Genomic DNA, 25,232 nt, shown 5'->3' with positions numbered 1-25,232 from the left:
CGCAGCGTTGACAAGGGGCCCTTCCGTGTCTCTCAGCCGTTGCTCGCGACATCCTCGACGAGCTGCACGAGCGTGCGGACCGGGACACCGGTGCCGCCCTTGGTCCAGTAGCCGGTCGGCTCACCCGAGTGGTAGCTCGGCCCGGCGATGTCGATGTGCGCCCAGGCCACGTCGTCGGTCACGAACTCCCGCAGGAAAACTCCGCCCTGCAACATGTGACCGGCCCGGTCCATCCCGGCGTTCACCTGCGAGATGTCCGCCACGTCGGACTCCATGCCCTTGCGCACGTCGTCGGGCAACGGCATCGGCCAGGCCGGCTCGCCGACCGCGTCGCCGGCCACCTGGACCCGCTGGCACAGCTCCGGAGTGCCCATCACGCCCGCCACCCGCTTACCCAGCGCGACCACCTGGCCGCCGGTCAGGGTGGAGGTCTCGAACAGGTAGTCGGTGCCGTCCGCGCAGGCGCGGGCCATGGCGTCGCCCAGGATCATCCGGCCCTCGGCGTCGGTGTTGAGCACCTCGACCCGCTTGCCGTTGTACATGGTGATCACGTCACCCGGCCGGTAACTGGTGCCCGAGGGCATGTTCTCCGCCATCGGCAGGTAGGCGCTGACCGCCACCGCCGGCTTCAGCGCGGCGATCGCGAGCATTGCCGCGCCCACCGCGGCCGCGCCGCCCATGTCGGACTTCATCTCCCACATGCCCTGCGCCGGCTTGATCGAGATGCCGCCGGTGTCGAAGGTGATCCCCTTACCGACAAGCGCGACCCGCTTGCCGTTACCGCCGTCCGACGGCGTGTAGGTGAGCTTCACCAGCCGGGGCGGAGCCTCCGAGCCCTGACCGACAGCGACGATGCCCCCGTAACCGCCGGCGGCCAGCTCCGCCTCGTCCAGCACCTCGACGCCGAGGCCCGCGTCCCGGGCGGCAGCGGCGACCGCGTCGGCGAACGACGGCGGACGCAGCTTGTTCGGCGCGGTGTTCACCCAGTCCCGGGTGAGCCGGACCGCACCCGCCACCACCTGCGCCCGGGTGACCTCCGCCTGCGCGCCCGCGTCGCCCGCGTCCGGCACCGCGATCAGCACCTCGGTCACCGGCTCCCGCCGGGTCGGCTGCGGGCGGGTCCGGTAACCGGCGAACCGGTACCCACCGAGCAACGCGCCCTCGGCGACCGCGCGCAGCTCGGCCGAGGCGTCCGTGTCGTCCGGCAGCGGCATGGCCAGCGCCACCCGGGGCGCTCCCGCCAGCGCCCGGATCGCCGCACCGGCGGCCCGACGCAGCGTCTCCGGGGCCGGAGCGGCACCCGACGGCTCCGGGCCGAGCCCCACCGCGGCGACCAGCGGGGCGGTCACGGTGCCCAGCGTGGCCAGCTTGATGATCTCACCCGGCCCACCGGTCGCGCCGAGCAGCGCCAGCGTCTCGGTCAGCTTTCCGTCGAACGCGGCGGCGATGCTCTCCGCGCCGCTGGCGAGCAGCAGGGTGCCGGCGAGGCCGCTGGTGGCGCCCTGCTCTCCGGTCTGGCTGTGCACGCCGATCACGATCGCGTCGACGGCGAGCTCGGCCGGGTCGGTGTCGACCAGGCTCAGGTTGGTGGTGCGGGGTGATGTCACTGAAGCTACTCCGGGCGGGCCGGGCCGGTCGCGGCGTCGCGTACCAGCGGTGAAGGTCTCCGGCGGAACGTACCCGCCGAACGTCATGGCTGTCCCGCCGACAGTGCCAGCGGGCTCCCGCCGATGCTAACCAGCGAGCTCGCCCCCGGTAAGTTGCCACCCATGACCGACGTGACCTTCGACGCCGCCGCGACCCGGCTGCGCCGTTCCCCGCTGCACGAGCGACACCTCGCCGCCGGCGCCAAGTTCGCCCCCTTCGGGGGCTGGGAGATGCCGCTTGAGTACGCCGGCGGCGGAGTGCTCAAGGAGCACACCGCGGTGCGTACCGCGGTCGGGGTCTTCGACGTGTCGCACCTCGGCAAGGCCCGGGTGAGTGGTCCCGGCGCTGCCGACTTCGTCAACTCCTGCCTCAGCAACGACCTGGGCCGGATCGGTCCCGGCCGGGCGCAGTACACGCTCTGCTGCGACGACGCCACCGGTGGCGTGGTGGACGACATCATCGCCTACCTGTACGCCGAGGACCACGTGTTCCTCATCCCTAACGCGGCGAACACCGCCGAGGTGGTGCGCCGGTTGCGCGCCGCCGCGCCCGCGCAGGTGAGCGTCACCGACGAGCACCAGGGGTACGCCGTGCTGGCCGTACAGGGCCCTCGCTCGGCCGAGCTGCTGGCCGCCCTCGACCTGCCCACCGAGCACGACTACATGAGCTTCTCCGCGGCGCGGCTGGCCGGGGTGGAGCTCACCGTCTGCCGCACCGGCTACACGGGCGAGCTGGGCTACGAGCTGGTGGTCGCTGCGGAGGACGCGGTGACCGTCTGGGACGCGCTGTTCGCCGCGGGGGAGGCGTTCGAGCTGCGGGCCTGCGGGCTGGCCGCCCGGGACACGCTGCGCACCGAGATGGGGTACCCGCTGCACGGGCAGGACCTCTCGGTGGACATCACCCCGGTGCAGGCCCGCTCGGGCTGGGCCGTCGGCTGGGACAAGCCGGCCTTCTGGGGCCGCGCCGCGCTGCTCGCCGAGAAGGCCGCCGGTCCCCGGCGTACGCTCCGCGGCCTGGTCGCCGTCGACCGGGCCATCCCGCGCCCCGGGATGACCCTGCACGTGGGCGACACCCAGGTCGGCACCGTAACCAGCGGCACCTTCTCGCCCACCCGCAAGCAGGGCATCGCACTGGCCCTGCTGGACACCGACGCCAACCTGTCCGACGGCGACCAGGTCGAGATCGACATCCGCGGCCGCCGCGCCCCCCTGACCCTGACCAAACCCCCCTTCGTAACCCCCAGCGTCCGCTAACCCCACCCCACCCCACCCCCACCCCCGGCCCCGCCCCACCCCGGCCCCGCCCTCCCCGGTTGATCATGAAGTTATTGCCACCGCCATCGGCGTGTCCTGGCAATGACTTCATGATCAACGGGAGAGGGGGCGGGGTGGGAGAGGGGGTGGGGTGGGTTAGGGGGTTGGGGTGGGGGGTTCGCCGGAGTCCAGGACTGCTTGGGTCCAGCCGCCTTCGATGACGCCTGTCCCGTCCAGGACGGCCCAGTCGACAACGTCGGACGTCTCGACGACCACCGGGGCGCCGATGCGGACGCTCTGGTCGGTGTTGGCGTCGCTGGCGCTCACGCCGACGATCCGCTCCGGGGTCTCCCACGAGGTCACGCCCGCCCAGACATACTCCGGGCCGTCGTCGCCGGGCAGGCCGTACTTGACCACCAACTGCGCCTCGCTGGGCAACTCACCGGCCACGAACCGGGCTCGCGCGTCGCCCAGCGCCGCCCGTGCGGTGGCCACCGCATGGCTCATCGCGTCACCCGAACGGGCGTAGCGCACGTCCGGCTGGATCCCGGAGAACAGGGTGGCGCAGGCGGCGGCGAAGTAGCGCCCGTCCGGCCCCGGGTGCCCGGCCGGCGGGCGCAGGCTCAGGAACGAGTCGGCCTCCGGGTCGGTCGCCGGGTCCAGTTCCAGCCGCAGCAGCACCGGGGCCGTCGCGCCGTGCTGCTCCGGATTGCCGTACGCCACAGCGATGTCGTGCCCGGTGACAGTGGCCAGCACCGGCAGCTGCACGAACGCCGGCACCTCCTCGCCGGTGAGCCCGTCGGTCCAGTCCCGCAGCAACCGACGGGCCGCCCCGGTCATCACCGCACCCCAGGCGCGGGTGAGGTGGTCGGGCACCCCCTGGGTCTGCAACTCGAGCAGCCCGAAGCGGCGCAGCCCCTTGGTGGTGAACCACAGCCCTTCGGTGTCTGACGAATACGGCACCAGCACCCAGTCGACAAGTCGGATACGGCCCTGCTCGTCGGGGAGCGAGCGCAGCGCGGTCGCCGGGTCGAGGAACTGCAGACCGAAGACGTCCACCACGTCGCCGTCGACGGACTCCGCCACGGCCGCCGCGACCGCGCGGGCCGCCCACTCGTGCGCGGGCGGCCAACCGGGCCGGTACTCGGCCTGCACGACCACCAGATGGGTCGCCGCGGCCAGCCGGGCCAGCTGCTCCTCGGTGGCGCCGAACGCGCTGAGCAGATCCGGCGGCAGCGCGGGGAAATCGGCGATCGGTCGGGTGTCGACGCTCATCAGCGGGCTGTCCAGCATCTGCCGGGCCAGCCCGTGCACCGGCTCGGCCAGCCGGCCGCTCAGCGCCGCCACCGCGGTCTTCGCGCTGACCTTCGGCAGCCCGGCCATGGGCACCAGGTAGGTCGCGCTTAGCGACTCCGGCACCGGTACGGGCAGGAAGTCGTCCGTGATGAGCATGTGGGTTCCCCCGGTGGCCGTGCCGGTGCTGTCGAGCCGAACGCTACCCGGCCCGTCCGGCCCGGTTCAGGCGGACAGCACCAGACCCAGGTAGACAAGCGTGGTGACCACCTCGACGGTCGCGCCGAGCACGTCGCCGGTGATCCCGCCGAGCCGGCGTACCACGTGGGTGAGCAGCCTGAGCGCGACGGCGAGCGCGGCGGCGACGGCCAGCGGCCCCTGCCACGGGCGGCCCGGCACTGCGGGCACCGCCAGCAGCACGACGGCGACCGCGCCGACGGCCAGGGCCACCGGGCCGACCGTCCCCGCCACCAGCGCGCCGAGCCCGTCCGGTCGAGCCGCCGGCACTGCCCGGCGGCAGGCGAGCGTGACGCCGAACCTCCCGGCGGCGGTCGCCGCGACCACCGCCGCGAGAGCGGCCGGCCCGGACCGCCCCACCAGGTCGGCAAGCACCGCCGCCTGCACCAGCAGGACGACGACCAGGGCGACCACCCCGAACGGGCCGACGTCCGGCTTCTTCATGATCTCCAGTGCGGCCGCCCCCCGCCGGTACGAGCCGAGCGCGTCCACGGTGTCGGCCAGCCCGTCCAGGTGCAGCCCGCGGGTGAGCAGGGCGGCCACGCCGACCGTCACACCGGCGGCCACCAGCGGGGGAGCGAACGCGCCGGTCAGCAGCAGCACCCCGGCCAGCAGGACGCCGAGCAGCGCGCCGACCGCCGGCGCGAGTGCCATCGCGGTGCCGGCGACGGAACGATCGATCCGCCCGGCCCGCACCGGCAGCGTGCTGAACGTGGTGACCGCCAGCCGGGCTCCGGCCAGGAACCGCGACTCAGCCGGCACGCCAACCCGACGCCGGCTGCTCGTCCGCCCCGGTGCTGGCCGGGCCCGGACCGGCCGGCTCCGGCTCGGCGAAGTCGGACTCGTCGAGAGTCGTGTCAAGGTCGGCCGACTCGTCGGCGGCCGTGCTCGGGTCCTCGTCGCCGCCGAGCGACGGGTGGACCGGCAGTGCGGCGGCCAGGGCGAGCACCGAGCGCAGCAGCGGGAGTGCGACAAGCGCGTTCGCGCCCTCGCCGAGATCCATCCGCAGGTCGAGCAGCGGCGTGAGGCCGAGCACGTCGGCGGCGAGCCGCACCGCCGGGTGCCCGCCGTGGTCGGCGAGCAGGCACCAGTGCCGGGCCTGCCCGGCCAGATCGCGGCTGACCATGCCGGCGGCCAGCCCGACCGGCCCGTCGAGCAGCACCGGCACCCGGCGCGCGGTGGCGCCGAGCAGCACGCCGCTGGCCACCGCCACGTCACCGCCGCCCAGCTCGGCCAGGATGTCCTTGGCGCCGCGCGACGAGCGGCGGGTGCGGTGCAGCGCGTCGCGCACCGCCGCGCAGCGGATCATCCACGCCGCGTCGTCGATCTCGCCGGAGTCGGTGATGACCCGGCCCAGCACGGCGGGTGGCTCCGCGCCCGCGGTCGCCGCCAGCACCGCGGCGGCCGCCGCCTCGGTGCCGGCACCGCACGCCCCCAGCACCAGCAGTTGTACGCCGGCGTCGGCGGCCTGCTCGGCGAGCCGCCAGCCGTAGCGCAGCGCGGACTCCACCTGGTCGAGCGAGAGCGCCGGTTGGTCCTCCATCGGCGCGGCGGTTGGGGTGTCCACCACCTGCAGGCTGGCCCCGCTCTCGGCGGCGAGTCGCGCCAACGCGCCCCGGCCGGCGCGGGCCTGCGCGGCCCGGCGCGCCGACTCACCGGCGACGGTGCCGGCCGACGCCCCACCGGCGTGGTCGCCGTGCAGCAGCAACACCCGCACCGACCCCCAGGCCTGCGGGGTGGCGGTGCCCTGGGTGGCGGCGGCGAAACCGACCACCCGGTCCAGCACGCCCAACCCGGCGCCCGGTACGTCGAGCGTGGCCAGGCGGTCCACCGCCTGCGGGCCCGCGTACTCGTCGGGCATCGGCAGCTCCATGCCCGGCTGGATGACCAGCCCGGTGGCCACCATCGGCAGCGCCATGGTCGGGGCCGCCCACGGGTTGCCGGCCTCCTGGTGCGGCACCACCGGCGGGGTGTGGGTGAGCACCTCGGGCAGCTGCACCTCGGGGGTGGGCTCGGTGTCGGCCAGCTTCGCGGCCACCACCTGGGCGGTCCCGCTGGCCGGGGCCGCGGGCTCGGCCGCGCTGACCGGGGCGGTCACGCCGGCGGCCGGCTTCAGCCAGACCGGCTGGCCGGCGACCACGAGCACCACAGTGTCGCAGGCGTCGGCGACCGCCCGGTTGGCGGCGCCCAACGCGTCGGTGAACGCCCGACCCAGCGGGGTGGTCGGCACCAACGACAGCCCCACCTCGGGGCTCACCAGCACCACCCGGGCCGGGCAGGTGCGGATCGCCTCGGCCAGCTCGGCGATGGTCGCCACGTCGTCGGCGGGCTGGTGCTCCGGGTCGAGCAGCACGGTCACCCAGCCGCCCAGGTCGTCGACGAGCAGTGTCTCGTTGGGCTCGGCGGACGCGAGCACGTCGGCCAGCCGGCGCGGATCCTCGGTGGTCTCCTCGGTGGTCCAACTGCCCGGCCGCCGGGCGCGGTGCGCCGCCAGCCGGGTCGCCCACTCGGTGTCCTCCGGGTCGCCCTCGGGCGCGGTGGCGAGGTAACGGACCACCGGCGCGTCGGTGACCAGGGACTCGGCGAACTCGGACTTGCCGGACCGGATACCGCCGAGCACCAGGACCGTGTTCCACCCGTCTACGGACATGCCCGTACCTTAAGGCCGCCCGCCGTCGCGGCGCCTGCCGGCCCGGTGCTCGCCGGTACCGGTCGCCGAGCAGCACGCCCCGGGTCAGCACCGAGCCACCGTGCCGGCCAACGCCGGGCGGATTGATCCACCCCTGGGGCCGCCGGGGGTGAGCGAGCGGCCGTTGCCCGCCGGGCCGACTACGCTGGCGGGGGTTCGTCCCACCGGGACATCAGCGGCGAGGGGAGACGCGGCATGGCGTGGAGCTGGCGGTACGAGGGCACGGACGGCCAGACGGTCGAGGGACCGGCAGAGTCGTTCAGCAGCCAGGCCGACGCCGAATCCTGGATCGGTCAGACCTGGCGGGAGCTCGCGGCGTCCGGCGTCACCTCGGTCGCGCTCGTCGAGGACGACCGGGTGGAGTACCGGATGAGCCTGCTGCCCACGGCCGAGTGATGGCCTACGACCGGCCGGGAGCCGACGGGCTGGTCCTCGGCGTGCCCAGGGCGGCGTTCCGGCCCAGCCCGGTCTTCCTCGGCCTGGTCGCCCTCTTCGCGGTCAGCGGGGTGCTGGCCTGGAACGGGTACGGCAACTCCCGGTTCAACGTGTTCCTGTTCGTGGTGTCCGGCTGGCTGGTCTCGCTGTGCCTGCACGAGTACGCCCACGCGGTGGTGGCCTACCGCGCCGGTGACCGGGACATCGCCCACCGGGGCTACCTGACACTCAACCCGTTGAAGTACACCCACCCGCTGCTGTCGATAGTGCTGCCCGTGGTGGTGGTGCTGCTCGGCGGCATCGGTCTGCCCGGCGGCGCGGTCTGGGTGGACCGGCACGCCATCCCGGGTCGACTGCGGCACACCCTGGTCAGTCTCGCCGGCCCGGCGACCAACGTGGTGTTCGTGCTGGTGTTGGTGGCGGTGCTGCGGATCGGCATCGAGTCGGTCGGCGGCCCTGTGGAGTTCTGGGCCGGCGTGGCCCTGCTCGCCTTCCTGCAACTCACCGCGAGCGTGCTCAACCTGCTGCCGGTGCCGGGCCTGGACGGCGGCAACATGATCCAGCCGTGGCTCAACCCGCAGTGGCGCAAGATGTACGACCTGTTCGCCCCGTACGGGTTCCTGCTGCTCTTCGCGCTGCTGTGGAACCCGCGCATCGGTGGCTGGTTCTTCGACGCGGTCTTCGCGATCGGTGATGCCCTGGGCCTGCCGTCCCGGCTGTACGCCGCAGGCCTCCAGCTGATCCGGTTCTGGCAGGGCTGACCGGGCGTCGGGTGCGCTGACCGGGCCGAGTCACCGGCTGACCCGGCCCGGCCCGGCCGGCGCGAACCATTGCGCGCCGGTCGGGCCGCTGTGACGTCAGGGACGCTGGGCGGGGGACTCGGTCTTCGCCGGGTCCCGTTCGGTGACCGGCTCGACGATCTCGTCGATCGCCTTGAGCAGCCCGGCGTCGAGCTTGACCCCGGCCGCCTTGACGTTGTCGTGCACCTGCTCGGGGCGGGACGCGCCGATGATCGCCGACGAGACGTTCGGGTTCTGCAGGACCCACGCCACGGCGAGCTGGGCCATGCTGAGCCCGGCCTGCTCCGCGAGGGGCTTGAGCTGCTGGACCCGGGTGAGCACGTCGTCGTTCATGAACCGGGAGATGAAGTTCGCGCCCGACTTCTCGTCGGTGGCCCGGGAACCGGCCGGCGGCGGCTGCCCCGGCAGGTACTTGCCGGAGAGCACGCCCTGCGCCATCGGCGACCAGACGATCTGCCCGATGCCCAGCTCCTCGCTGGCCGGCACGACCTCAGCCTCGATGACCCGCCAGAGCATCGAATACTGCGGCTGGTTGGACACCAGCGGGATGTGCAGCTCGCGGGCCAGCGGGTGGGCGGCGCGCAGCTGCTCGGCGGTCCACTCGGAGACACCGATGTAGTGCGCCTTGCCGGAGTGCACGACGTCGGCGAACGCCTCCATCGTCTCTTCCAGCGGGGTGCTGCTGTCGTACCGGTGGGCCTGGTAGAGGTCCACGTAGTCGGTGCGCAGGCGGCGCAGCGAGCCGTTGATCGACTCCATGATGTGCTTGCGGGACAGGCCCCGGTCGTTGCGGCCCGGCCCGGTCGGCCAGTAGACCTTCGTGAAGATCTCCAGGCCCTCGCGCCGCTCGTTCTGCAACGCCCGACCGAGCACGTCCTCGGCCCGGGTGCCGGCGTACACGTCGGCGGTGTCGAAGGTGGTGATCCCCGCGTCGAGGGCGGCCCGGACGCAGGCGAACGCCGCGTCCTCCTCGACCTGTGAACCGTGGGTGATCCAGTTGCCGTACGAGATTTCACTGACCAGCAGGCCGGAACGGCCCAGGTGTCGAAATTCCATGTCTCGACCCTAGCCCTGGTGGATCACCAGCGTCGAACGGCGGCTCAGAGCACCGGGTTGGCGTCGGTGAGCAGCCGATCGATCTCCGCCAACACCTCGTCACGATCGCGGTGCACCGGGTCGATGAGTGGCGCGCCACGCCGGTCCAGTGCACCCCAGCGTCCACCGCTGCCGACCAGGAACGCCACCGGGTGGATGACGAGCATCGGGTGGGTCGGCGGGACCAGCACCGCACCGGTGCGGTCCACCACCCCGCGTCGCCCGGCCACGTCGACCACGGCGAGCCCTTCGTCGGTGAACCCGTCGACCTGCTGCCCGTCGGCCAACTCGGTGACGAACCCGTGGTACCGGGTGGGTACGACGATCCGGCCGGTTCGGTCGACCGCCCCCCACCCCTCGCGCCGAACCGCCGCCACGCCGCGGCGGAACTGGCGTACCTCGGCGAAGTTCGGCGGGACCTGCACCGCGCCGGTCGCGTCGATGGCCGTCCAACCGCCCTCGCCGACCACCCAGGCCAGGCCGTCGCTGAACGGCAGCGCCGTCTGGTAGGACGGCGGGATCACCGTCGTACCGAGCAGGTTGATCAACGACCACCGGTCGGTGTCCGGCCGACGAACCCAGGCCAGCCCGTCGTGGAACGGCTGCGCCTCGGCGTACCGGGCGGGGATGACCAGGTCGCCGTCCTGGCCGGTGTAACCCCACAGCGGCCCGTCCCGCTCCGGCGTCGGGGGTCGGTCCCGGTCGAGGATCTCGTCGCGACCTCTGCGGTACGGCCCGAAGCCGTCGGCGGTGGCCCGGACGGCTACCGCGTCGAGGGCCACCCGGACCCGGTCCAGCAGTTCGGCGTCGCCGGCACCGCGCAGGTCGAGCGCCTGCTCGAAGTGCTGGCAGGCCTCCATGAGTCGTCCCTGGTCGTAACACGACCGGCCGGCGTGCTCGTGCAGTGCGGCCCGCAACCGGTCGGGTAGCTCGACCGAGTTGGCCTGGGCGAAGAGTTGGTCGGCCTCGGCGAAGTTGCCCCGCCAGCGCAGCACGTGCGCCAGCCGGGCCTGGGCCAACGAGGTTCGGCGCAGCTCGCCGGTCGCCTCGGCGTAGGTGAGGGCGAGCCGACCATCGGCCAGCGCGTCGTCCAGGTCGCCGAGGATCCGCGAGGCCACCGCCCGCAGGCTGAGCAGTCGGGCCCGCGCGCGGTTGTCGATCGCCGAGCCCAGCTTCTCGGTCAGCCGCCGCCGGATGGCCCGCAGGTCGTCCGGCTCCGTCAGTTCCTCGCGCAGGGTGACCGGGTCCAACCGCCAGCGGTACGCCGCGAGAACCTGCTCCGGGTCACCCGGATCGGCAAGCGACGGGCGGGTCGCCGCCGGCGGAGCGTCCTCGGGTGGTGCGAAGACAGACGTGTCCTGCGCGCGCGAGCCGGTCCTGGGGCCGGGAATGTCGGCGGCGGGTGCGGCGTCGGCCGGCGGCGTCGATGCGGGTGGCGCGGAGACGGGCGGCGCGGAGGTCGGCTGTGTCGGCGCGGCGGCGGGTGGTGCGGAGGTCGGCTGTGTCGACGCGGGTGGCGCGGAGATGGGCGGCGGCACCGACGCGGGCGGCGCGGATACCGGTGTCGCGGACGCGGGTGGTGCGGACACGGGTGAGGCGGACGCGGGTGCCACGGACGTGGGTGACGCGGGCATGGGTGGTGCGGACACCGGTGGTGCGGACACCGGTGGTGCGGACACCGGTGGGGCGGAGACAGGTGGTGCGGACACCGGCGCGGCGGCGGCCGGCGGCGCGGGCGCCGGGGGTGCGGAGATGGGCATCAGGGTCGAGGGCGTGGGCTCAACCGAGACCGGCGCTGCCGCGCCGGGAGAATCGTTGTCATCAGACATCGCGGACGGGGCCGGTAGGGCGACCTCGGCCGACCAGTCGTCGGCTCCCGAGCCGTCCGTCGACGCGTTGGTGTGCGGGTCGGGCTGCCAGGCGTACGGCTCGGCGTCGTCCGTGGCGTCGGGTCCGACGGGCTCGGTCTCCTCCACCGGACGAGCGGTGGCCGACTGCCTGTCGACCTCGCCGACGAGGTCGACAGGCTGGTGCGGCTCCATGGTGGCGGGCACGCCGGAGACGGGCCGGCCGTCGGGGGCCGTCGCGGGTCGGCCAGCCGGTTGTGCGTCGTCCTGCGGGTCGTCGGCCCAGGCATCGAGGTTCGGGCGTGCGGGCTGCGCGGACACCGGCTCGGGAGCCGGTGTCGACCTGCCCCCCTGCTCGCCACTCGGATCGTGACGGAGGTCGGTGGGTGTCGACAGCTCCCGGTCCACCGCGGGCGGTGCCGCCGGCAGGTCGGGTGTCGGTGGCGTGGCCAGGTCGGGCGTCGGTGGCGTGGCCAGGTCGGGTGCCGGCGGCGCGGGCAGGGCAGGCCCGCCCACCGTCGACTCATCGTCGACTGACCCATCGTCAGCCGACTCGGGCGACTGTCGGTCCGGCGTGGGCTCGCCCGGATCCGGCTCGACGGGCTGAGCGGGGCTGAACCACGCGTCCGGCCCGCGGGTGCCCGCGACCTCGTTCGGGTCGCGGACGGGGGCGAGCGGCTCTTCCGAGGGTGGCGGCGGTACGTAGCGGCGTGGCGTGCCGGGGGCGAGCGGGAGTGCCACCGCGTCGGCGTCCTGCACCGGGGGTTGTGGGGCGGCAGGAGTCGGGGCGGGCGGGGCCGCCGCCGGGGTCGGGACCTGCCAGGTGGGCGGTGGCGCGACCGGCGGGCGGGCGTCCGCCGTCGGGGACGGCCGATCCGGCGAGTCCGGGCGCTGCCCCGAGGCCGGCCGCTCGGGGGTGTGCGGCCGGTCGGTGGGACGCGATCGGTCCGTGGAGGGCGGTCGGTCGGCGGTCTGCGGTCGTTCCATGGAGTGCGGCCGTTCCATGGAGTGCGGCCGGTCCGTGGGATGCGGCCGGTCCGTGGGACGCGGCCGGTCGGGGAAGTGCGTCGTCGGGCGGTGGTCGGTCGGGGCGGTGCTGCCCGACGGGTCGCCGAACTGGCGGCGCTCTGCGACGGGCTCGCCGCCGCGCCGCTGGTCCACCGGCTGGGCGGTGGTGTCCGGACCGGGGTAACGCGGCGGTGCGGTGGGGTGCGCGCCGCCGGCCGTCGCCGGGGCGGCAGGTGTCTGGCGCTCCGGCGCAGGTGGCGGCTCCGCCCGCTCGTCGGAGGTCGGCGGGTCCACCGGCGCGGGCAGGTACTCCAGCCGAAGGCGGGCCGCTGGTGGACCCGAGATGGGCACGTCGGAGGCGGGGGAGACCGGCGCTGCCGAGACCGGTCGGTCGCGGTTGGGCGCCGCGGGGGAGACCGGTGACGGCGGCGCGGTTCGCTCCGGGGGGACCGGCGTGGCCCGGCCGCCCGTCGACGGGGCCGTGGCCGCCGGACGTACCGGCCGCTCGTCGTAGCGGGGCGGGATGACCGTCGGTCGCTCGGGCCGGGCCTCCGGCCGCGACGGGATACCCGGCTCGACGCCGCGGTGCGGGTCCGCGGGGCGGTGCGGTTCGGTGCGGTGGCCCGGCTCCCGGGTGCGGTCCGGGAGTACGGGACCCGGCGGCGGCCAGGGCAGCGTGCCGTCCCGCCGTGCGCCGGGCTGCGGCCGAGGCTCCCGGTACGCGTTGTCGTGCGGCCGATCCTCGCGGTACGCGTGCTCGCGATGTCCGTCTTCGCGGTATGCGTCCGGGCGGGCCTCCTCGCGGGGACGGCGATCCGGGTACGCCTCGGCGCGGGCCGCGGCCTCGCGGGGCTGCGGCCGGTGCGGGTCGCCGTCGGGCCGGCGCCGATCGTCGTCGCGGCGGGGACGGTCGGGCACGTCCGGCTCGGGCCGGTGCCGTCGTCCACCGTTTGGCGACGGTGCCGCTCCGGCGCTCTCGTCCGCGCGGTAGGACCGTTCCGGGCGGCGTACCTCGTCGGGAGCCCGGTCCGGGTAACCGTCGGCGCGGTATCGCGTGCGGCCGTCCACGCCTGCCCACTTGTCGGCTCCGTCGGCCCGGTCGTCGGCGATCCGGCCGTCGCGGTCCCGGGTGGGTCGTGCGCCGTACCCGTCGACGGGGTGGCGGTCGTAACCGGCGGCCGGTCGCTCGTGCGTGCCACGTCGACGGGGCGCGTCGTCGGGCTCCGGCATCCAACCGATATCGGAGCGGGGCGCGGGGGAGACCGGTGGCACGCCGGGGTAGCCACGGTCACGCTCGGTGGGCTCCGGTCGTTGGCGGCGGCCGTCGTACCGCTCGGGGGAGGGCTGGTCCCGGTGCCAGGCGGCCTCCCGCGCCGGTCCCCGCTCGTCGGCGGGCCGGCGGTCGGACCAGGCGGTACGCCGGTCCGACTCGGGGGAACGACGCTCGTCGCGGCGGGGCGGTTCGGGCAGTGGCCGACGGTACGGCTCATGGTCGTAGCTGCGGGGGTCGGCGCTGTCGTTCCGGCCGTAGGTGGGGGCGTCACTGCGAAGGCGGCCGTAGCCCGGTGCCTCGCCCGGCTCGTCGTCGGCCCAGGACCGGCCGTGCACCGCCGACTCCTCCGGCGGTTCGTCGGCCCAGGACCGGCCGAGGTAGGTGCCGTCCGGGCGGGTGGGCGCGAGCGGTGGCACCTCGGCCCGGCCGGTCACCGTCGCCCGACCGCGCGGTGGTGGTTGGTGGACCACGCCGATGTCGCCGGGATAGCGCTGGCCGGGGAACTGGGGGTGCCACTCGGTGGTCGGTTCGAGCACCCAGGCCGGCTCGTTCGGGTCTGACCACCGGTCGGCGTAGCGGCCGCTCATCGGCCGCGCCCGTCGCCACACCCGGCCACGCGGCCGACTCCGGTCGGAGGTGAGCTGTCCGCAGCCGTCGCCGGCTGATCGCCGGGCGTCCGGTCGCCGCCTGCCACACCCCGGTGGCCGGCTCGCGTCCGCTCGCTCACGGCGTTGTCACCTCGTTGCAAATTGTCGTGCCGGGGCCTCGCCTGCCGGTCAGGTCACCCGTGCCGGCAGGCCGTGGCTGCGGATGGAGGGTAACGGCGTGGGCTCGCTCACCGCCACTGTGGTGCCGCCACGGGCGCAAACGTTATCCCAATGGTTTCGGACATTTGGCCCTATAACCGAATCTGGTCTCCGACCCTACCGCATCCGACGGTCGCTGGGCTCGGGCTGATCGCCGCCGTCAGGGATGCTCCAGGATGAGAACCGCGAACGTGCCGCGAGCGAGCGCCTCGTAGCGGTGCGGAGCATCGCCGGGAAACGCCGCGTAGTCACCGGGTCCGAGTTCGACAGGGGCCGTCTCGGGGCCGACGCGTAACCGGCCGGCGGCGACCACCACGTGTTCGATGCTGTGGGGGGTGTGCCCGTCCGCGGCCCGGACCGCGCCCGGCTCCAGCTCGATCAGGTAGACGTCACGGCGCAGGTCTGCCGTCCCGGCGGTGAGCAACGTGCCGGCGAAGTCGGCCTGCTCGGAGCGGACCCGGGGCCCGTCGCCCGCCCGGACCACCCGGATGGCGTCGTCGACGGGTTCGACAAGCCGACTGAACGGTACGCCGAGCGCCACGCCGAGCGCCCAGAGTGTCTCCACGCTCGGATTGCCGGTGCCCGACTCCAGTTGGGAGAGGGTGGATTCGTCCACCCCCGCCCGGCGGGCGAGCTCGGTAAGCGAGATGCCCACCCGTTCCCGTTCCCGGCGCAGGGCGGCGGCGACGGTGGCAAGCGGGGCGGCCGGTTCCGGAGGCATGCGTCCGCTCCCTCGGTTCGGCGTTCGTGGTGGCGAACAGCGGCAGCCTGTTCAGCAGGGTGAACCCTGCGTACGGTACAACGAACAGCCCTCGCCCGGATGCCGCACCACGTGCCTGCCCTCGACCCGCCCGGTTACGGCGACACCGCTGCCGCCGGGGGGCCGGGACAGCGGTGTCGTCGATGCGTGGTGGGAAGTCGGCGTCAGACCTTGTCGCCGAGCTTGACCTGCGGGGCCGGGGCGCGCATCCGCCGGAAGGTGATCGACCGCATGACCGCGTAGAGGAAGAGCGAGCCCATCTTCTGGTCGGTCTTCGGGAAGCGCTCCCGGACCAACTTGCTGATCTTGCGGCAGATCAGCACCGAGTCGACGACCACACCGAGGGCCAGCACACCCCAGAGCACGTTGGAGATCAACTGGACCAGCGCGGGCATTTCCTTGTTCGACCCGATCAGCACGATCAGCGCGCCGCCGAAGAACCAGGTGCCGACGGTACGCCGGGAGTCGACCACGTTGCGGGCCAGCAGCCGCTCCGGGCCGCGGTCGCGCGGTCCGCCCTCACGGCGAAAATCCGACGCGGCTTCGGCGCGCAGTTGGCGACGACGCTCCCGCTCCTCCTCCTTGGTGAGGGGGCGGCTGGGGCCAGCCGGGCGGCGGCCGACGGTCGGCCGCTTCGGCGTCTCCCGACCCTTGGCCGGGGTGTAACCCCGGGGACGCTCGGCGGTCTCCTCGGGGGTCACCGAGGAGACGGCCTCGTCGACGAGGTCGGTGGACTTGCGGCGAAAGAGCGACGGCACGCGGCAAGGGTAGCCAACGGTCCGCGCCCGGTGCACATCGCGGTACAGCGGCCGACGGCTCCGGGTCGCAGCGCGACCCGGAGCCGTCGTAGCCCGAACGAGAGGTGACCGAGATTACGGACGCTCGGCGTGCGCGCCCAGGTCGGCGAGCTTCGCCTCGAAGTCCTCGTAGCCCCGGTTGATCAGGTCGACGCCGTACACCCGGGAGGTGCCCTCGGCCGCGAGCGCCGCGATCAGGTGGCTGAACCCGGCCCGCAGGTCCGGGATGACCAGGTCGGCGGCGTGCAGCTTGCTCGGCCCGGCGATCACCGCGGAGTGCTTGAAGTTGCGCCGGCCGAAGCGGCACGGGGTGCCGCCGAGGCAGTCCCGGTAGACCTGGATGTTGGCGCCCATCGAGTTGAGTGCCTCGGTGTAGCCCAGGCGCTGCTCGTAGACCGTCTCGTGGACGATCGACAGGCCACGGGCCTGGGTGAGCGCCACGACCAGCGGCTGCTGCCAGTCGGTCATGAACCCGGGGTGCACGTCGGTCTCCAGCGCCACCGCGTTCAGCTCACCGCCCGGGTGCCAGAAGCGGATGCCGCCCTCCTGGCCCGGGTCGCCCAGCTTCGGCGCACGCGCGTCGGTGACCTCGTACTCGCCACCGACCGAGCGGAAGATGTTCAGGAAGGTCATCATGTCGGCCTGCTGCGCGCCGAGCACCTCGACGTGGCCACGGGTGGCCAGGGCGGCGGCCGCCCAGCTCGCCGCCTCGATCCGGTCCGGGATCGGCCGGTGGGTGTAACCGTGCAGCTTCGGCACGCCCTGGATCTCGATCACCCGGTCGGTGTGGACCTTGATGATCGCGCCCATCTTCTGCAGGATGCAGATCAGGTCGATGATCTCCGGCTCCACCGCGGCGTTGCGCAGCTCGGTGACGCCCTCGGCCATGACCGCGGTCAGCAGCACCTGCTCGGTGGCGCCGACGCTCGGGTACGGCAGGGCGAACTTGGTGCCGTGCAGCCCGTTCGGCGCGGACAGGTGCAGACCCTCCGGCCGCTTCTCGACAGTGGCGCCGAACTCGCGCAGCGCCTGCAGGTGGAAGTCGATCGGACGCGGGCCGATGTGGCAGCCGCCCAGGTCGGGGATGAACGCGTGCCCGAGCCGGTGCAGCAGCGGGCCGCAGAACAGGATCGGAATCCGGCTCGAACCGGCGTGCACGTTGATCTGGTCGGTGCTGGCGCTCTCCACGTTCGCCGGGTCGAAGACGAGCTCGCCGTCCTCGGCGCCGTCGGTGACCTTGACGCCGTGCAGACCGAGCAGACCCCGGACCACCTCGACGTCGCGGATCTTCGGCACGTCGAACAGCCGGCTCGGGGTGTCGCCGAGCAGCGCGGCGACCATCGCCTTCGAAACCAGGTTCTTCGCGCCGCGCACGCGGATCCGCCCTTCGAGCGGAGTGCCTCCGTGCACAACCAAGACGTCGTCGGTCAACGCAACCTCCAGCGCGTCGGTGCTGCTGTGTTGTTGGTGGGGAGCCCGAACGTTGTTGCTACCCCGGATGCGGCCAGGTTGAAACGGCTCGCGTGTGTAGTCGCCCCGGCAGCATAGCCCTCCGTGACGAAAAAGGATTCCGTCACATCGGCGTGTGTGGCATTAATCGGTGATCCGGCACTTTTGCGTACCAAGAGCGCTACGGATCGTGATCAGGACACCGCCGGCGGCGGGGTGTCCGCACCGGGCAGGGCGAGCATCTGGTCCAGCGCGACCCGGGCGTGGTACGCGGTGTCCGCGTCCACGGTGATCTGGTTGACCACCCGGCCCGCGACCAGCTCCTCGAGAGCCCAGACCAGGTGGGGCAGATCGATCCGGTTCATCGTCGAGCAGTAGCAGACGGCCTTGTCCAGGAACATGATCTGCTTGTCCGGGTGGGCCAGCGCGAGCCGGCGGACCAGGTTCAACTCGGTGCCGAGCGCCCACGCCGAACCGGCCGGAGCCGCCTCGACGGCCTTGATGATGTATTCGGTGGAGCCCACGTAGTCGGCAGCGGTGACCACCTCGTGCCGGCACTCCGGGTGGACCAGCACGTTGACGCCCGGCACCCGCTCGCGGACGTCGTTGACGCTGTCGAGGGTGAACCGGCCGTGCACCGAGCAGTGCCCCCGCCAGAGGATCATCTTGGCGTCGCGCAGCTGCTCCGGGGTGAGCCCGCCGCCGGGCTTGTGCGGGTCGTAGAGCACACAGTCGTCAAGCGACAGGCCCATCTCCAGCACCGCCGTGTTGCGGCCCAGGTGCTGATCGGGCAGGAAGAGCACCTTCGAGCCCTGCTCGAACGCCCAGTCCAGGGCCCGCTTGGCGTTGGACGAGGTGCAGACCACGCCGCCGTTGCGGCCGACGAAGCCCTTGATGTCGGCCGACGAGTTCATGTACGTCACCGGCACTGTCTCGCCAGCGATGCCCAACTCGGCAAGCGTGTCCCAGGCGGCCTCGACCTGGCCCAGGACCGCCATGTCCGCCATCGAGCAGCCCGCCGCCAGGTCCGGCAGGATCACCCGCTGGGCGTCGGTGGTGAGGATGTCGGCGCTCTCGGCCATGAAGTGCACACCGCAGAAGACGATGTACTCCGCGTCCGGCCGGGCCGCGGCCTCCCGGGCCAGCTTGAACGAGTCGCCCGTCACGTCGGCGAACTGGATCACCTCGTCGCGTTGGTAGTGGTGCCCCAGCACGAAGACCTTGCTGCCCAGCTTCGCCTTCGCCGCGGTGGCGCGGGCGACCAGATCCGGGTCGCTCGGCGCCGGTAGGTCACCCGGACACTCGACGCCGCGCTCGGTGTCGGGGTCGCTGCCCCGGCCGAGCAGCAGCAGAGCCGTCGCGGTGTTGGAGGGTTCCAGCCAGGTCGAAGTCACCCAGCCATGGTCCCACAGCAGGAGCGCGACGCATCTTCCCTCGGTGTGGGCTGCCACACTGCTCGGCATGCGCGTGCTGCTCTGCCCGGACAAGTTCGCCGGCACCCTGTCCGCACCGGAGGTGGCCGCCGCGGTGGCCGACGGCTGGCGCACCGTCACCGACGGCGACGAGCTGCTGATCCGACCACTCGCCGACGGCGGTCCCGGCTTCGTGGAGGTGCTCGCCGAGGCCCTCGGTGGCCGGCGGATACCGGTGGCCACCGTCGACCCGCTGGGCCGTCCGGCGGCCGGTGAGATCCTGCTCACCGCCGACGGCGCGACCGCCTACCTGGAGAGCGCCCAGGCCTGCGGGCTGCACCTGCTCGCCACCGCCGAACGGGACCCGAAGGCCACCACCTCGTACGGGCTGGGTCTGCTGGTGGCCGCCGCGGTGGAGAGCGGCGCCCGGACGGTGGTGATCGGGCTGGGCGGCTCCGCCACCAACGACGCGGGAGCCGGCATGCTCACCGCACTGGGCCTGACCCCACTCGACGCGGGCGGCGCCGCGCTGCCGTACGGCGGGGCGGCGTTGGCCCTGGTCGACGCCCTCGACGGCGTACCCCGGCTGCGTGGCGTCCGGCTGGTCGCGGCCACCGACGTGGACAACCCGCTGCTCGGCCTGCACGGTGCGAGCAACGTGTTCGGTCCGCAGAAGGGCGCCGACCGGGCGGACGTGCTGCTGCTCGACGCCGCGCTCGAACGTTTCGCCCAGCTGCTGGAGCGCGAGCTGACCGGCTGCCCGGCGGGGCTCGGCACGTTGCCCGGAGGTGGGGCCGCCGGTGGCATCGGCGCGGCCATCCTCGCCCTGGGCGGCGGCTGCGAGTCGGGAATCGGCCTGGTCACCCGGGCCACCCGACTGGACGCGGCCCTGGACAGCGCCGACCTGGTGATCACCGGCGAGGGGTCGTTCGACCACCAGTCGCTGCGCGGCAAGGTCGTCGCCGGGGTGGCCGGTGCCGCCCGCGACCGGGGAGTGCCCTGCGTGGTGGTGGCCGGGCAGGTGAGTACCGGCCGGCGGGAGGCCGCCTCGGCCGGGGTTACCGACGCGTACAGCCTGGTCGAGCACTTCGGCGGCGAGGAGCGCGGCGGGCTCGACGCCGCCCTGAGCCGACCGGCGGCGGGGCTGCACGAGCTGGGCGCGCGGCTGGCCCGGCAGTGGAGCCGCTGAGGGCGCCGAGCGTCCGTCACCGGGGTCGACCTGCGGCGGCGATCACGCCACGCGGGTGAGTTGGGCCGGGGCGGCGTAGGATCGGGAGCGGACCACAATCGGGAATCACTGGACGGCGCACAGCGTTGCCCAGTGCGTCCGGACCCACACCGCGCAGGGAGACTTCCACGTGACCACGCCAGCGCAGACCGAGTCGACCGAGGCCCAGGCCCCTACTTCCGTCGTCCTCACCGACGTCGCGGCGCAGAAGGTCAAGGCCCTGATCGAGCAGGAGGGCCGCGACGACCTGCGGCTCCGCGTCGCCGTGCAGCCGGGCGGCTGTTCCGGCCTGCGGTACCAGCTCTTCTTCGACGAGCGTTCGCTCGACGGTGATGTCGTCACCGACTTCGGCGGCGTCGGGGTCGTCGTCGACCGGATGAGCGCCCCGTACCTGTCCGGCGCGACGATCGACTTCGCCGACCGGATCGACGCCCAGGGCTTCACCATCGACAACCCCAACGCGGGCAACTCCTGCGCCTGCGGTGACTCGTTCAACTGAGTCACGCACCACACAAGCGATGACGGGGCCGTCCTACGGGGCGGCCCCTCGTCGTGCCGGTGTCCCGCTGGTTGCCGTTGTCAGACCGACCGGAGACCGTCGGGTGGCCGGGCCGGTAGGCTGACCGCGCCCTGCTCCCGACCCCGAGGTTGACATGAAGATCGCCGTGACCGGCTCGATCGCCACCGATCACCTGATGAGCTTTCCCGGTCGCTTCGCCGACCAGCTCATCGCCGATCAGCTGCACAAGGTGTCCCTCTCCTTCCTGGTGGACGATCTCGTGCTCCGTCGCGGTGGCGTCGCGGCGAACATCTCCTTCGGCATGGGGCAGCTCGGGATGCGCCCGGTGCTGCTCGGCGCGGTCGGAGCGGACTTCGCCGACTACCGCTCCTGGCTGGAGCGCCACGGCGTCGACTGCGACTCGGTGCACGTCAGCGAGGTGGCACACACCGCCCGCTTCGTCTGCACCACCGACACCGACATGTGCCAGATCGCCTCGTTCTACGCCGGCGCGATGAGCGAGGCCCGCAACATCGAGCTGGCCCCGGTCGCCGACCGGCTCGGCGGCCTGGACCTGGTGCTTGTCGGCGCCAACGACCCCGAGGCGATGCTGCGGCACTCCGCCGAGTGCCGCACCCGCGGGTACGCGTTCGCCGCCGACCCGTCGCAGCAGCTCGCCCGGATGCCCGGCGAGGACGTGGTGGCGCTGATCGAGGGCGCCGAGTACCTGATGACGAACGACTACGAGAAGTCGCTGTTGCAGAGCAAGGCGAAGCTGAGCGACGACCAGCTGCTGGACCTGGTCAAGGTCCGGGTGACCACGCTGGGCAAGCACGGTGTGGAGATCGCCGGGCAGGGCATCGACCCGATCCACGTACCGATCGCGCGGGAGACCCGGGCGGTCGACCCGACCGGGGTGGGCGACGGCTTCCGGGCCGGGTTCTTCACCGCGCTCTCCTGGGGGGTCGGGCTGGAACGGGCCGCCCAGGTCGGCTCGCTGCTGGCCACGCTCGTCCTGGAAACCGTCGGGACCCAGGAGTACGACGTCCGCCGCGACCTGTTCGTCAAGCGCCTTGCCGAGTCCTACGGCGACGTCGCCGCCGACGAGGTCCGCCCCCACCTTCTCCCGTAGCCCCGACCCCGCGCCGCCGTGCGGCGTCGATCATGGAGCCGTGGTGGCCGGATGGTGGCTTATGCGCCCTTTTGTCCCCACCACAACTCCATGATCGACGCGTCTGGCGGCCGTCAGTGCAGGCGGCGGACGTCGTAGGCGGGGCCTTCGGGCCCGTCGACCGACCCGAGGAACTCCTGGCCGCGCATCCGGCACCAGGCGGGAATGTCGACCGCCGCCGCCGGGTCGTCGGCGAGCACCCTGACCACCGTGCCGACCGGCACCCGCGGCAGCCGCCGGGCCGCCGCGATCACGGGCAGCGGGCACCGCTGCCCCCGACAGTCGATCACCTCGTCCGGCATCGTCACAGCCCCACCACCCCCGCCTCGGCGCGCAACTCGGCGACGATCCCGGGCAACTCGCCGAGAAAGCGTTCGACGTCCGCCTCGGTCGTCTCCCGGTGCAGGCTGACCCGCACGTTGCCGTGCGAGAGCACCCCCATCGCCTCCAGCACGTGCGACGGCCGCAGCGTGGACGACGTGCAGGACGAACCGGACGACACGGCGAAACCTCGCCGGTCCAGCGCGTGCAACAGCGCCTCACCGTCGACGTACAGGCACGAGAAGGTGACCAGGTGGGGGAGCCGGCGTACCGGGTCGCCAACTACCTCCACGTCGGGCACCTCCACCGCGACCCGGGTCCGGATCCGATCCACGAGCGTGGCCAACCGGGTCGCCTCGGCCGCCGCGTCCGCCGCCGCCGCCCGCAGGCTCGCCGCCGCCGCCACCACCGCCGGCAGGTTCACCACCCCAGGGGTACGCCCACCCTCCCGCTCGTCGGCCGGCCAGGGCGACTCCCAGCGGGTGCCCTTACGCACCGCCAGCACCCCCACCCCGGGCGGGCCACCCCACTTGTGGGCGCTGGCGCTGAGCACCGACCAGCCGGCCGGCAGGGGCACCCGGCCGACCGACTGCGCGGCGTCCACGTAGAGCGGCACCCCCACCTCGGCGCAGGCGGCAGCCGCCTCGGCGACCGGCTGCACGGTCCCCACCTCGTGACTGGCAGTGATCAGCGCGGCCAGCGCGACCCCGGGCGCGTGGACGGCGGCCGACCACGCGGGCAGGTCCAACCGACCCAACCGGTCAACCGGTACGTCGGTCGCGGTCCCACCGGCCGCCACGTGTCGCTCCGCCGCGTGCAGCACCGCCGAGTGCTCGATCGCCGAGTGCACAAGCGTCGACCCGACCCGGTGCCGGGCCGCCAGGGCACCGAGCACCGCGCCGTGCGCCGCTGTCGTACCGCTGGGGGTGAAGGACACCTCGTCCGGGCGGACGCCGAGCGTCACCGCGGTGGCCTCGCGGGCGGCGTCGAGCAGCTGCCGGGCCCGGCGGGCCTGGGCGTAGAGCTTGCCCGGGTCGGCCCAACCGTCGTCGAACGCGGCAAGCAGCGCCTGCCGCGCGACCGGATGCATCGGCGCGGCGGTCGCCGCGTCCAGGTAGACCGGGGATGCGCTCACAGATCCGCCTTCGTTCGCGACTGCGGGGCTCGCAACCCCGGCTCGCTCCTCGCGCTCACAGATCGACACGGTATCGCGGCGGTATGCCCATCATCCCCCCAATGGGGGGCGGACAGTGACCCCACCACGGTCGAGTCCGTCATGGTCGAGTAATCTGCGACCGTCGGTGACGCCTTTGCCGCCGGTGCTGACGAAAGACGCACCGCGGCGCGCTAGGGAGGCAGGACCAGGTGGTCGCAAGGAGTTCGGAGGTACGGCCGTCGGCCGTACGGCACAGCGCTTCGCCAGGGGTCGGTGGACGCCGGGGGCGTGGTGCTGGTCGGTTGGCCGGGCTCGGTCTCAGTGGCGTGGCGCTGCTGGTCCTGCTCACGGGCTGTGATGTGGGCCGGGCCTTTGACGGCTTCGGCTGGCCGCAGGGCGGCATCTCGGCGGAGTCCAAGCGGATGTACGACCTGTGGATCGCCTCCTGCATCGCCGCGCTCGCGGTAGGCGTCTTCGTGTGGGGCCTGATCTTCTGGTGCGTGGTGCGCTACCGCAAGCGTGGCAACACGCTGCCGGTGCAGACCCGCTACAACCTGCCGATGGAGTTCCTCTACACCATCGCGCCGATCCTGATCGTCTCCGTGCTCTTCTACTACACGGCGATCGTGCAGACCGACGTCGACAAGTTGTCGAAGAACCCGGACGTCACTGTCGAGGTCGTCGCCTTCAAGTGGAACTGGCAGTTCAACTACCGCGACGGCCAGGGCCCGGAGGCCCGCACCACCGCGTCGACGCTGGGCACCAGCGAGGTCATTCCGGTGCTGGTGCTTCCGACCGGCCGGTCCATCCGCTTCGAGGAGACCAGCCGCGACGTCATCCACTCGTTCTGGGTGCCGGAGCTGCTGTTCAAGCGGGACGTCATGCCGGGCAAGATCCGCAACGTGTTCGAGGTCTCCAGTCTGGACGCCGAGGGCGCCTACGTCGGTCGCTGCGCCGAACTGTGCGGCAGCTACCACGCGTTCATGAACTTCGAGCTGCGGGTGGTCTCGCCGGAGAAGTACGACCAGTTCCTGGCGGCCAAGCAGAGCGGCAAGTCGACCCAGGACGCGCTGACGCAGATCGGTGAGCAGCCGTACGCGGAGACCACCCAGCCGTTCGACACCCGGCGGACGCAGGACAACTTCAACCCGGACAAAGTTCCGGCCCGCACGGGAAGCTGAGGCAGCCGCATGAAGACCGAGTGGCGTATCTTCCTGATCATCGCCGGGTTCCTCCTCGGTGCCACCATCCTCTACGGCGCCTGGACCAACGGTGCGTCCGGCGGCATCGAGTGGGTGGGCACCGTGGCCCTGCTGCTGTCGTTCCTACTCTGCTCGATGTGCGGTGGCTTCTTCTGGTTCGTCTCCCGCCGCATCGACCTGCGCCCCGAGGACCGTCCGGACGCCGAGATCGCCGACGGCGCCGGTGAGGTCGGCTTCTTCAGCCCGGGCAGCTACTGGCCGTTCGGTCTGGCCCTGGCCGCCGCGATCGCCGCGCTCGGTCTGGTGTTCTGGCAGTACTGGTTGATCGGCGCCGGCCTTGTCGCTGTCGTCTTCTCCGCCTGCGGGCTGCTGTTCGAGTACTACAGCGGCACCCGGCGCACCGCCGAACACTGATCCAACCGGTCGCCCGTCGCGACCGACCCCGTACACCACGAAGGCCCGCACCCCACCGGGGAGCGGGCCTTCGTCGTGGCGCGACCCGATCGGGGCGCGGAGGTCGCGGGTGGGCCGTCGTCGCGCTCGGCCGGGCGGTGCGGGAAGTCTCAGGCGGCGTGACGGCGGGTGGGCTGGCGGCGTCGACGCTCGGCCAGCCGGGTGACCGCAGGCGTGAACGTGGCGATCAGCACTGCCGCGCCGCAGCCGGTGCAGACCAGCTCGGGACAGTCGGTGTCGTGGCCGTCGACGCAGGGCGGCGGCTCGAACGGTGCCACGCCCTCGCAGACATCGCAGTAGAGCTCGCGGTGCGACACGGGTGTCTCCTTCTCACTCCAGGCGAACCGCCCCCGGATGCGACAACTACCGACAACGGAAGCGGAGAACTACTCGCCTGTAGT

General features: G+C 73.2%; 21 protein-coding genes. 8 read left to right on the top strand and 13 right to left on the bottom strand.

Features of this window, described 5'->3' with window-relative positions; translation table 11 throughout:
- Positions 1–32: 32 nt before the first annotated feature.
- A complete protein-coding gene (locus AB0B85_RS24245) occupies positions 33–1,607 on the bottom strand; it encodes a leucyl aminopeptidase (protein ID WP_357410943.1) in 1,575 nt (524 codons plus the stop codon).
- A gap of 162 nt (positions 1,608–1,769) precedes the next feature.
- Between AB0B85_RS24245 and gcvT the strand changes: the two genes are divergently transcribed.
- On the top strand, positions 1,770–2,900 hold the full coding sequence (gcvT, locus tag AB0B85_RS24240; protein WP_357410941.1) for a glycine cleavage system aminomethyltransferase GcvT: 1,131 nt from the start codon (positions 1,770–1,772) through the stop codon (positions 2,898–2,900).
- Between the two features lie 156 nt (positions 2,901–3,056).
- Here gcvT and AB0B85_RS24235 read toward each other — a convergent pair whose 3' ends face one another.
- The 3 genes from AB0B85_RS24235 to AB0B85_RS24225 all read right to left on the bottom strand — a co-directional run bounded on the left by AB0B85_RS24235 (position 3,057) and on the right by AB0B85_RS24225 (position 7,080).
- Positions 3,057–4,352 (bottom strand): DUF2314 domain-containing protein, encoded by a 1,296-nt coding sequence (locus tag AB0B85_RS24235; RefSeq protein ID WP_357410939.1) that lies wholly within the window; start codon positions 4,350–4,352, stop codon positions 3,057–3,059.
- Positions 4,353–4,418: 66 nt separating this feature from the next.
- Positions 4,419–5,192, bottom strand: a complete 774-nt coding sequence (locus AB0B85_RS24230) for an adenosylcobinamide-GDP ribazoletransferase (protein ID WP_357410936.1) — start codon at positions 5,190–5,192, stop codon at positions 4,419–4,421.
- The gene (locus AB0B85_RS24225) at positions 5,182–7,080 is read right to left on the bottom strand and encodes a bifunctional adenosylcobinamide kinase/adenosylcobinamide-phosphate guanylyltransferase (protein WP_357410934.1); all 1,899 of its coding nucleotides are present in this window, start codon (positions 7,078–7,080) and stop codon (positions 5,182–5,184) included. Before AB0B85_RS24225 ends, AB0B85_RS24230 begins: the two co-directional genes overlap by 11 nt.
- Positions 7,081–7,314: 234 nt before the next feature.
- Between AB0B85_RS24225 and AB0B85_RS24220 the strand changes: the two genes are divergently transcribed.
- Positions 7,315–7,515 (top strand): hypothetical protein, encoded by a 201-nt coding sequence (locus AB0B85_RS24220; RefSeq protein WP_196918986.1) that lies wholly within the window; start codon positions 7,315–7,317, stop codon positions 7,513–7,515.
- The gene (locus tag AB0B85_RS24215; RefSeq protein ID WP_357410932.1) at positions 7,515–8,315 is read left to right on the top strand and encodes a site-2 protease family protein; all 801 of its coding nucleotides are present in this window, start codon (positions 7,515–7,517) and stop codon (positions 8,313–8,315) included. Before AB0B85_RS24220 ends, AB0B85_RS24215 begins: the two co-directional genes overlap by 1 nt.
- 96 nt (positions 8,316–8,411) lie before the next feature.
- Here AB0B85_RS24215 and AB0B85_RS24210 read toward each other — a convergent pair whose 3' ends face one another.
- The 6 genes from AB0B85_RS24210 to nadA all read right to left on the bottom strand — a co-directional run bounded on the left by AB0B85_RS24210 (position 8,412) and on the right by nadA (position 18,783).
- Positions 8,412–9,410: an aldo/keto reductase family protein gene (locus tag AB0B85_RS24210; protein ID WP_357410931.1), complete on the bottom strand. Its 999-nt coding sequence runs from the start codon at positions 9,408–9,410 to the stop codon at positions 8,412–8,414.
- Positions 9,411–9,454: 44 nt separating this feature from the next.
- Positions 9,455–14,164 (bottom strand): WG repeat-containing protein, encoded by a 4,710-nt coding sequence (locus AB0B85_RS24205; protein WP_357410929.1) that lies wholly within the window; start codon positions 14,162–14,164, stop codon positions 9,455–9,457.
- A gap of 379 nt (positions 14,165–14,543) precedes the next feature.
- Positions 14,544–15,104, bottom strand: a complete 561-nt coding sequence (locus AB0B85_RS24200) for an XRE family transcriptional regulator (protein WP_357410926.1) — start codon at positions 15,102–15,104, stop codon at positions 14,544–14,546.
- Between the two features lie 203 nt (positions 15,105–15,307).
- Entirely contained in the window at positions 15,308–15,901 is a 594-nt protein-coding gene (locus tag AB0B85_RS24195) for a DUF3043 domain-containing protein (protein WP_357410924.1), read from the bottom strand.
- A gap of 114 nt (positions 15,902–16,015) precedes the next feature.
- Entirely contained in the window at positions 16,016–17,371 is a 1,356-nt protein-coding gene (gene murA / locus AB0B85_RS24190; protein WP_357410922.1) for a UDP-N-acetylglucosamine 1-carboxyvinyltransferase, read from the bottom strand.
- A 212-nt stretch (positions 17,372–17,583) separates the two neighbouring features.
- Positions 17,584–18,783, bottom strand: coding sequence for a quinolinate synthase NadA (nadA, locus tag AB0B85_RS24185; protein ID WP_357410920.1), 1,200 nt, complete (start codon positions 18,781–18,783; stop codon positions 17,584–17,586).
- A 67-nt stretch (positions 18,784–18,850) separates the two neighbouring features.
- Between nadA and AB0B85_RS24180 the strand changes: the two genes are divergently transcribed.
- From AB0B85_RS24180 to AB0B85_RS24170, 3 genes are all read left to right on the top strand, one after another.
- Positions 18,851–19,990, top strand: coding sequence for a glycerate kinase (locus tag AB0B85_RS24180; protein ID WP_357411020.1), 1,140 nt, complete (start codon positions 18,851–18,853; stop codon positions 19,988–19,990).
- A 169-nt stretch (positions 19,991–20,159) separates the two neighbouring features.
- The gene (erpA, locus tag AB0B85_RS24175; protein WP_238661535.1) at positions 20,160–20,528 is read left to right on the top strand and encodes an iron-sulfur cluster insertion protein ErpA; all 369 of its coding nucleotides are present in this window, start codon (positions 20,160–20,162) and stop codon (positions 20,526–20,528) included.
- A gap of 154 nt (positions 20,529–20,682) precedes the next feature.
- Positions 20,683–21,660 (top strand): carbohydrate kinase family protein, encoded by a 978-nt coding sequence (locus AB0B85_RS24170; protein WP_357410918.1) that lies wholly within the window; start codon positions 20,683–20,685, stop codon positions 21,658–21,660.
- A 113-nt stretch (positions 21,661–21,773) separates the two neighbouring features.
- On the opposite strand, the gene AB0B85_RS24165 is transcribed toward AB0B85_RS24170, so the two are convergent.
- Complete coding sequence (locus tag AB0B85_RS24165) at positions 21,774–22,007, bottom strand: sulfurtransferase TusA family protein (protein ID WP_357410916.1); 234 nt, start codon at positions 22,005–22,007, stop codon at positions 21,774–21,776.
- Positions 22,004–23,155, bottom strand: coding sequence for an aminotransferase class V-fold PLP-dependent enzyme (locus AB0B85_RS24160; protein WP_357410913.1), 1,152 nt, complete (start codon positions 23,153–23,155; stop codon positions 22,004–22,006). Before AB0B85_RS24160 ends, AB0B85_RS24165 begins: the two co-directional genes overlap by 4 nt.
- 230 nt (positions 23,156–23,385) lie before the next feature.
- On the opposite strand from AB0B85_RS24160, the gene coxB reads away from it, so the two are divergent.
- Positions 23,386–24,357, top strand: coding sequence for a cytochrome c oxidase subunit II (coxB, locus tag AB0B85_RS24155; RefSeq protein WP_357410911.1), 972 nt, complete (start codon positions 23,386–23,388; stop codon positions 24,355–24,357).
- A gap of 9 nt (positions 24,358–24,366) precedes the next feature.
- Complete coding sequence (locus AB0B85_RS24150; RefSeq protein ID WP_357410909.1) at positions 24,367–24,792, top strand: cytochrome c oxidase subunit 4; 426 nt, start codon at positions 24,367–24,369, stop codon at positions 24,790–24,792.
- A gap of 149 nt (positions 24,793–24,941) precedes the next feature.
- Here AB0B85_RS24150 and AB0B85_RS24145 read toward each other — a convergent pair whose 3' ends face one another.
- Positions 24,942–25,148 carry a hypothetical protein gene (locus AB0B85_RS24145; protein ID WP_357410907.1) on the bottom strand — a complete coding sequence of 69 codons (207 nt, stop codon included), beginning with the start codon at positions 25,146–25,148 and terminating at the stop codon, positions 24,942–24,944.
- Between the last annotated feature and the right edge of the window lie 84 nt (positions 25,149–25,232).

The organism is Micromonospora sp. NPDC049044 (assembly GCF_040649215.1).
Lineage (GTDB): Bacteria > Actinomycetota > Actinomycetes > Mycobacteriales > Micromonosporaceae > Micromonospora.
The sequence above is the reverse complement of the archived record's forward strand: the minus strand, read 5'-3'. Positions and strand labels throughout refer to the sequence as shown.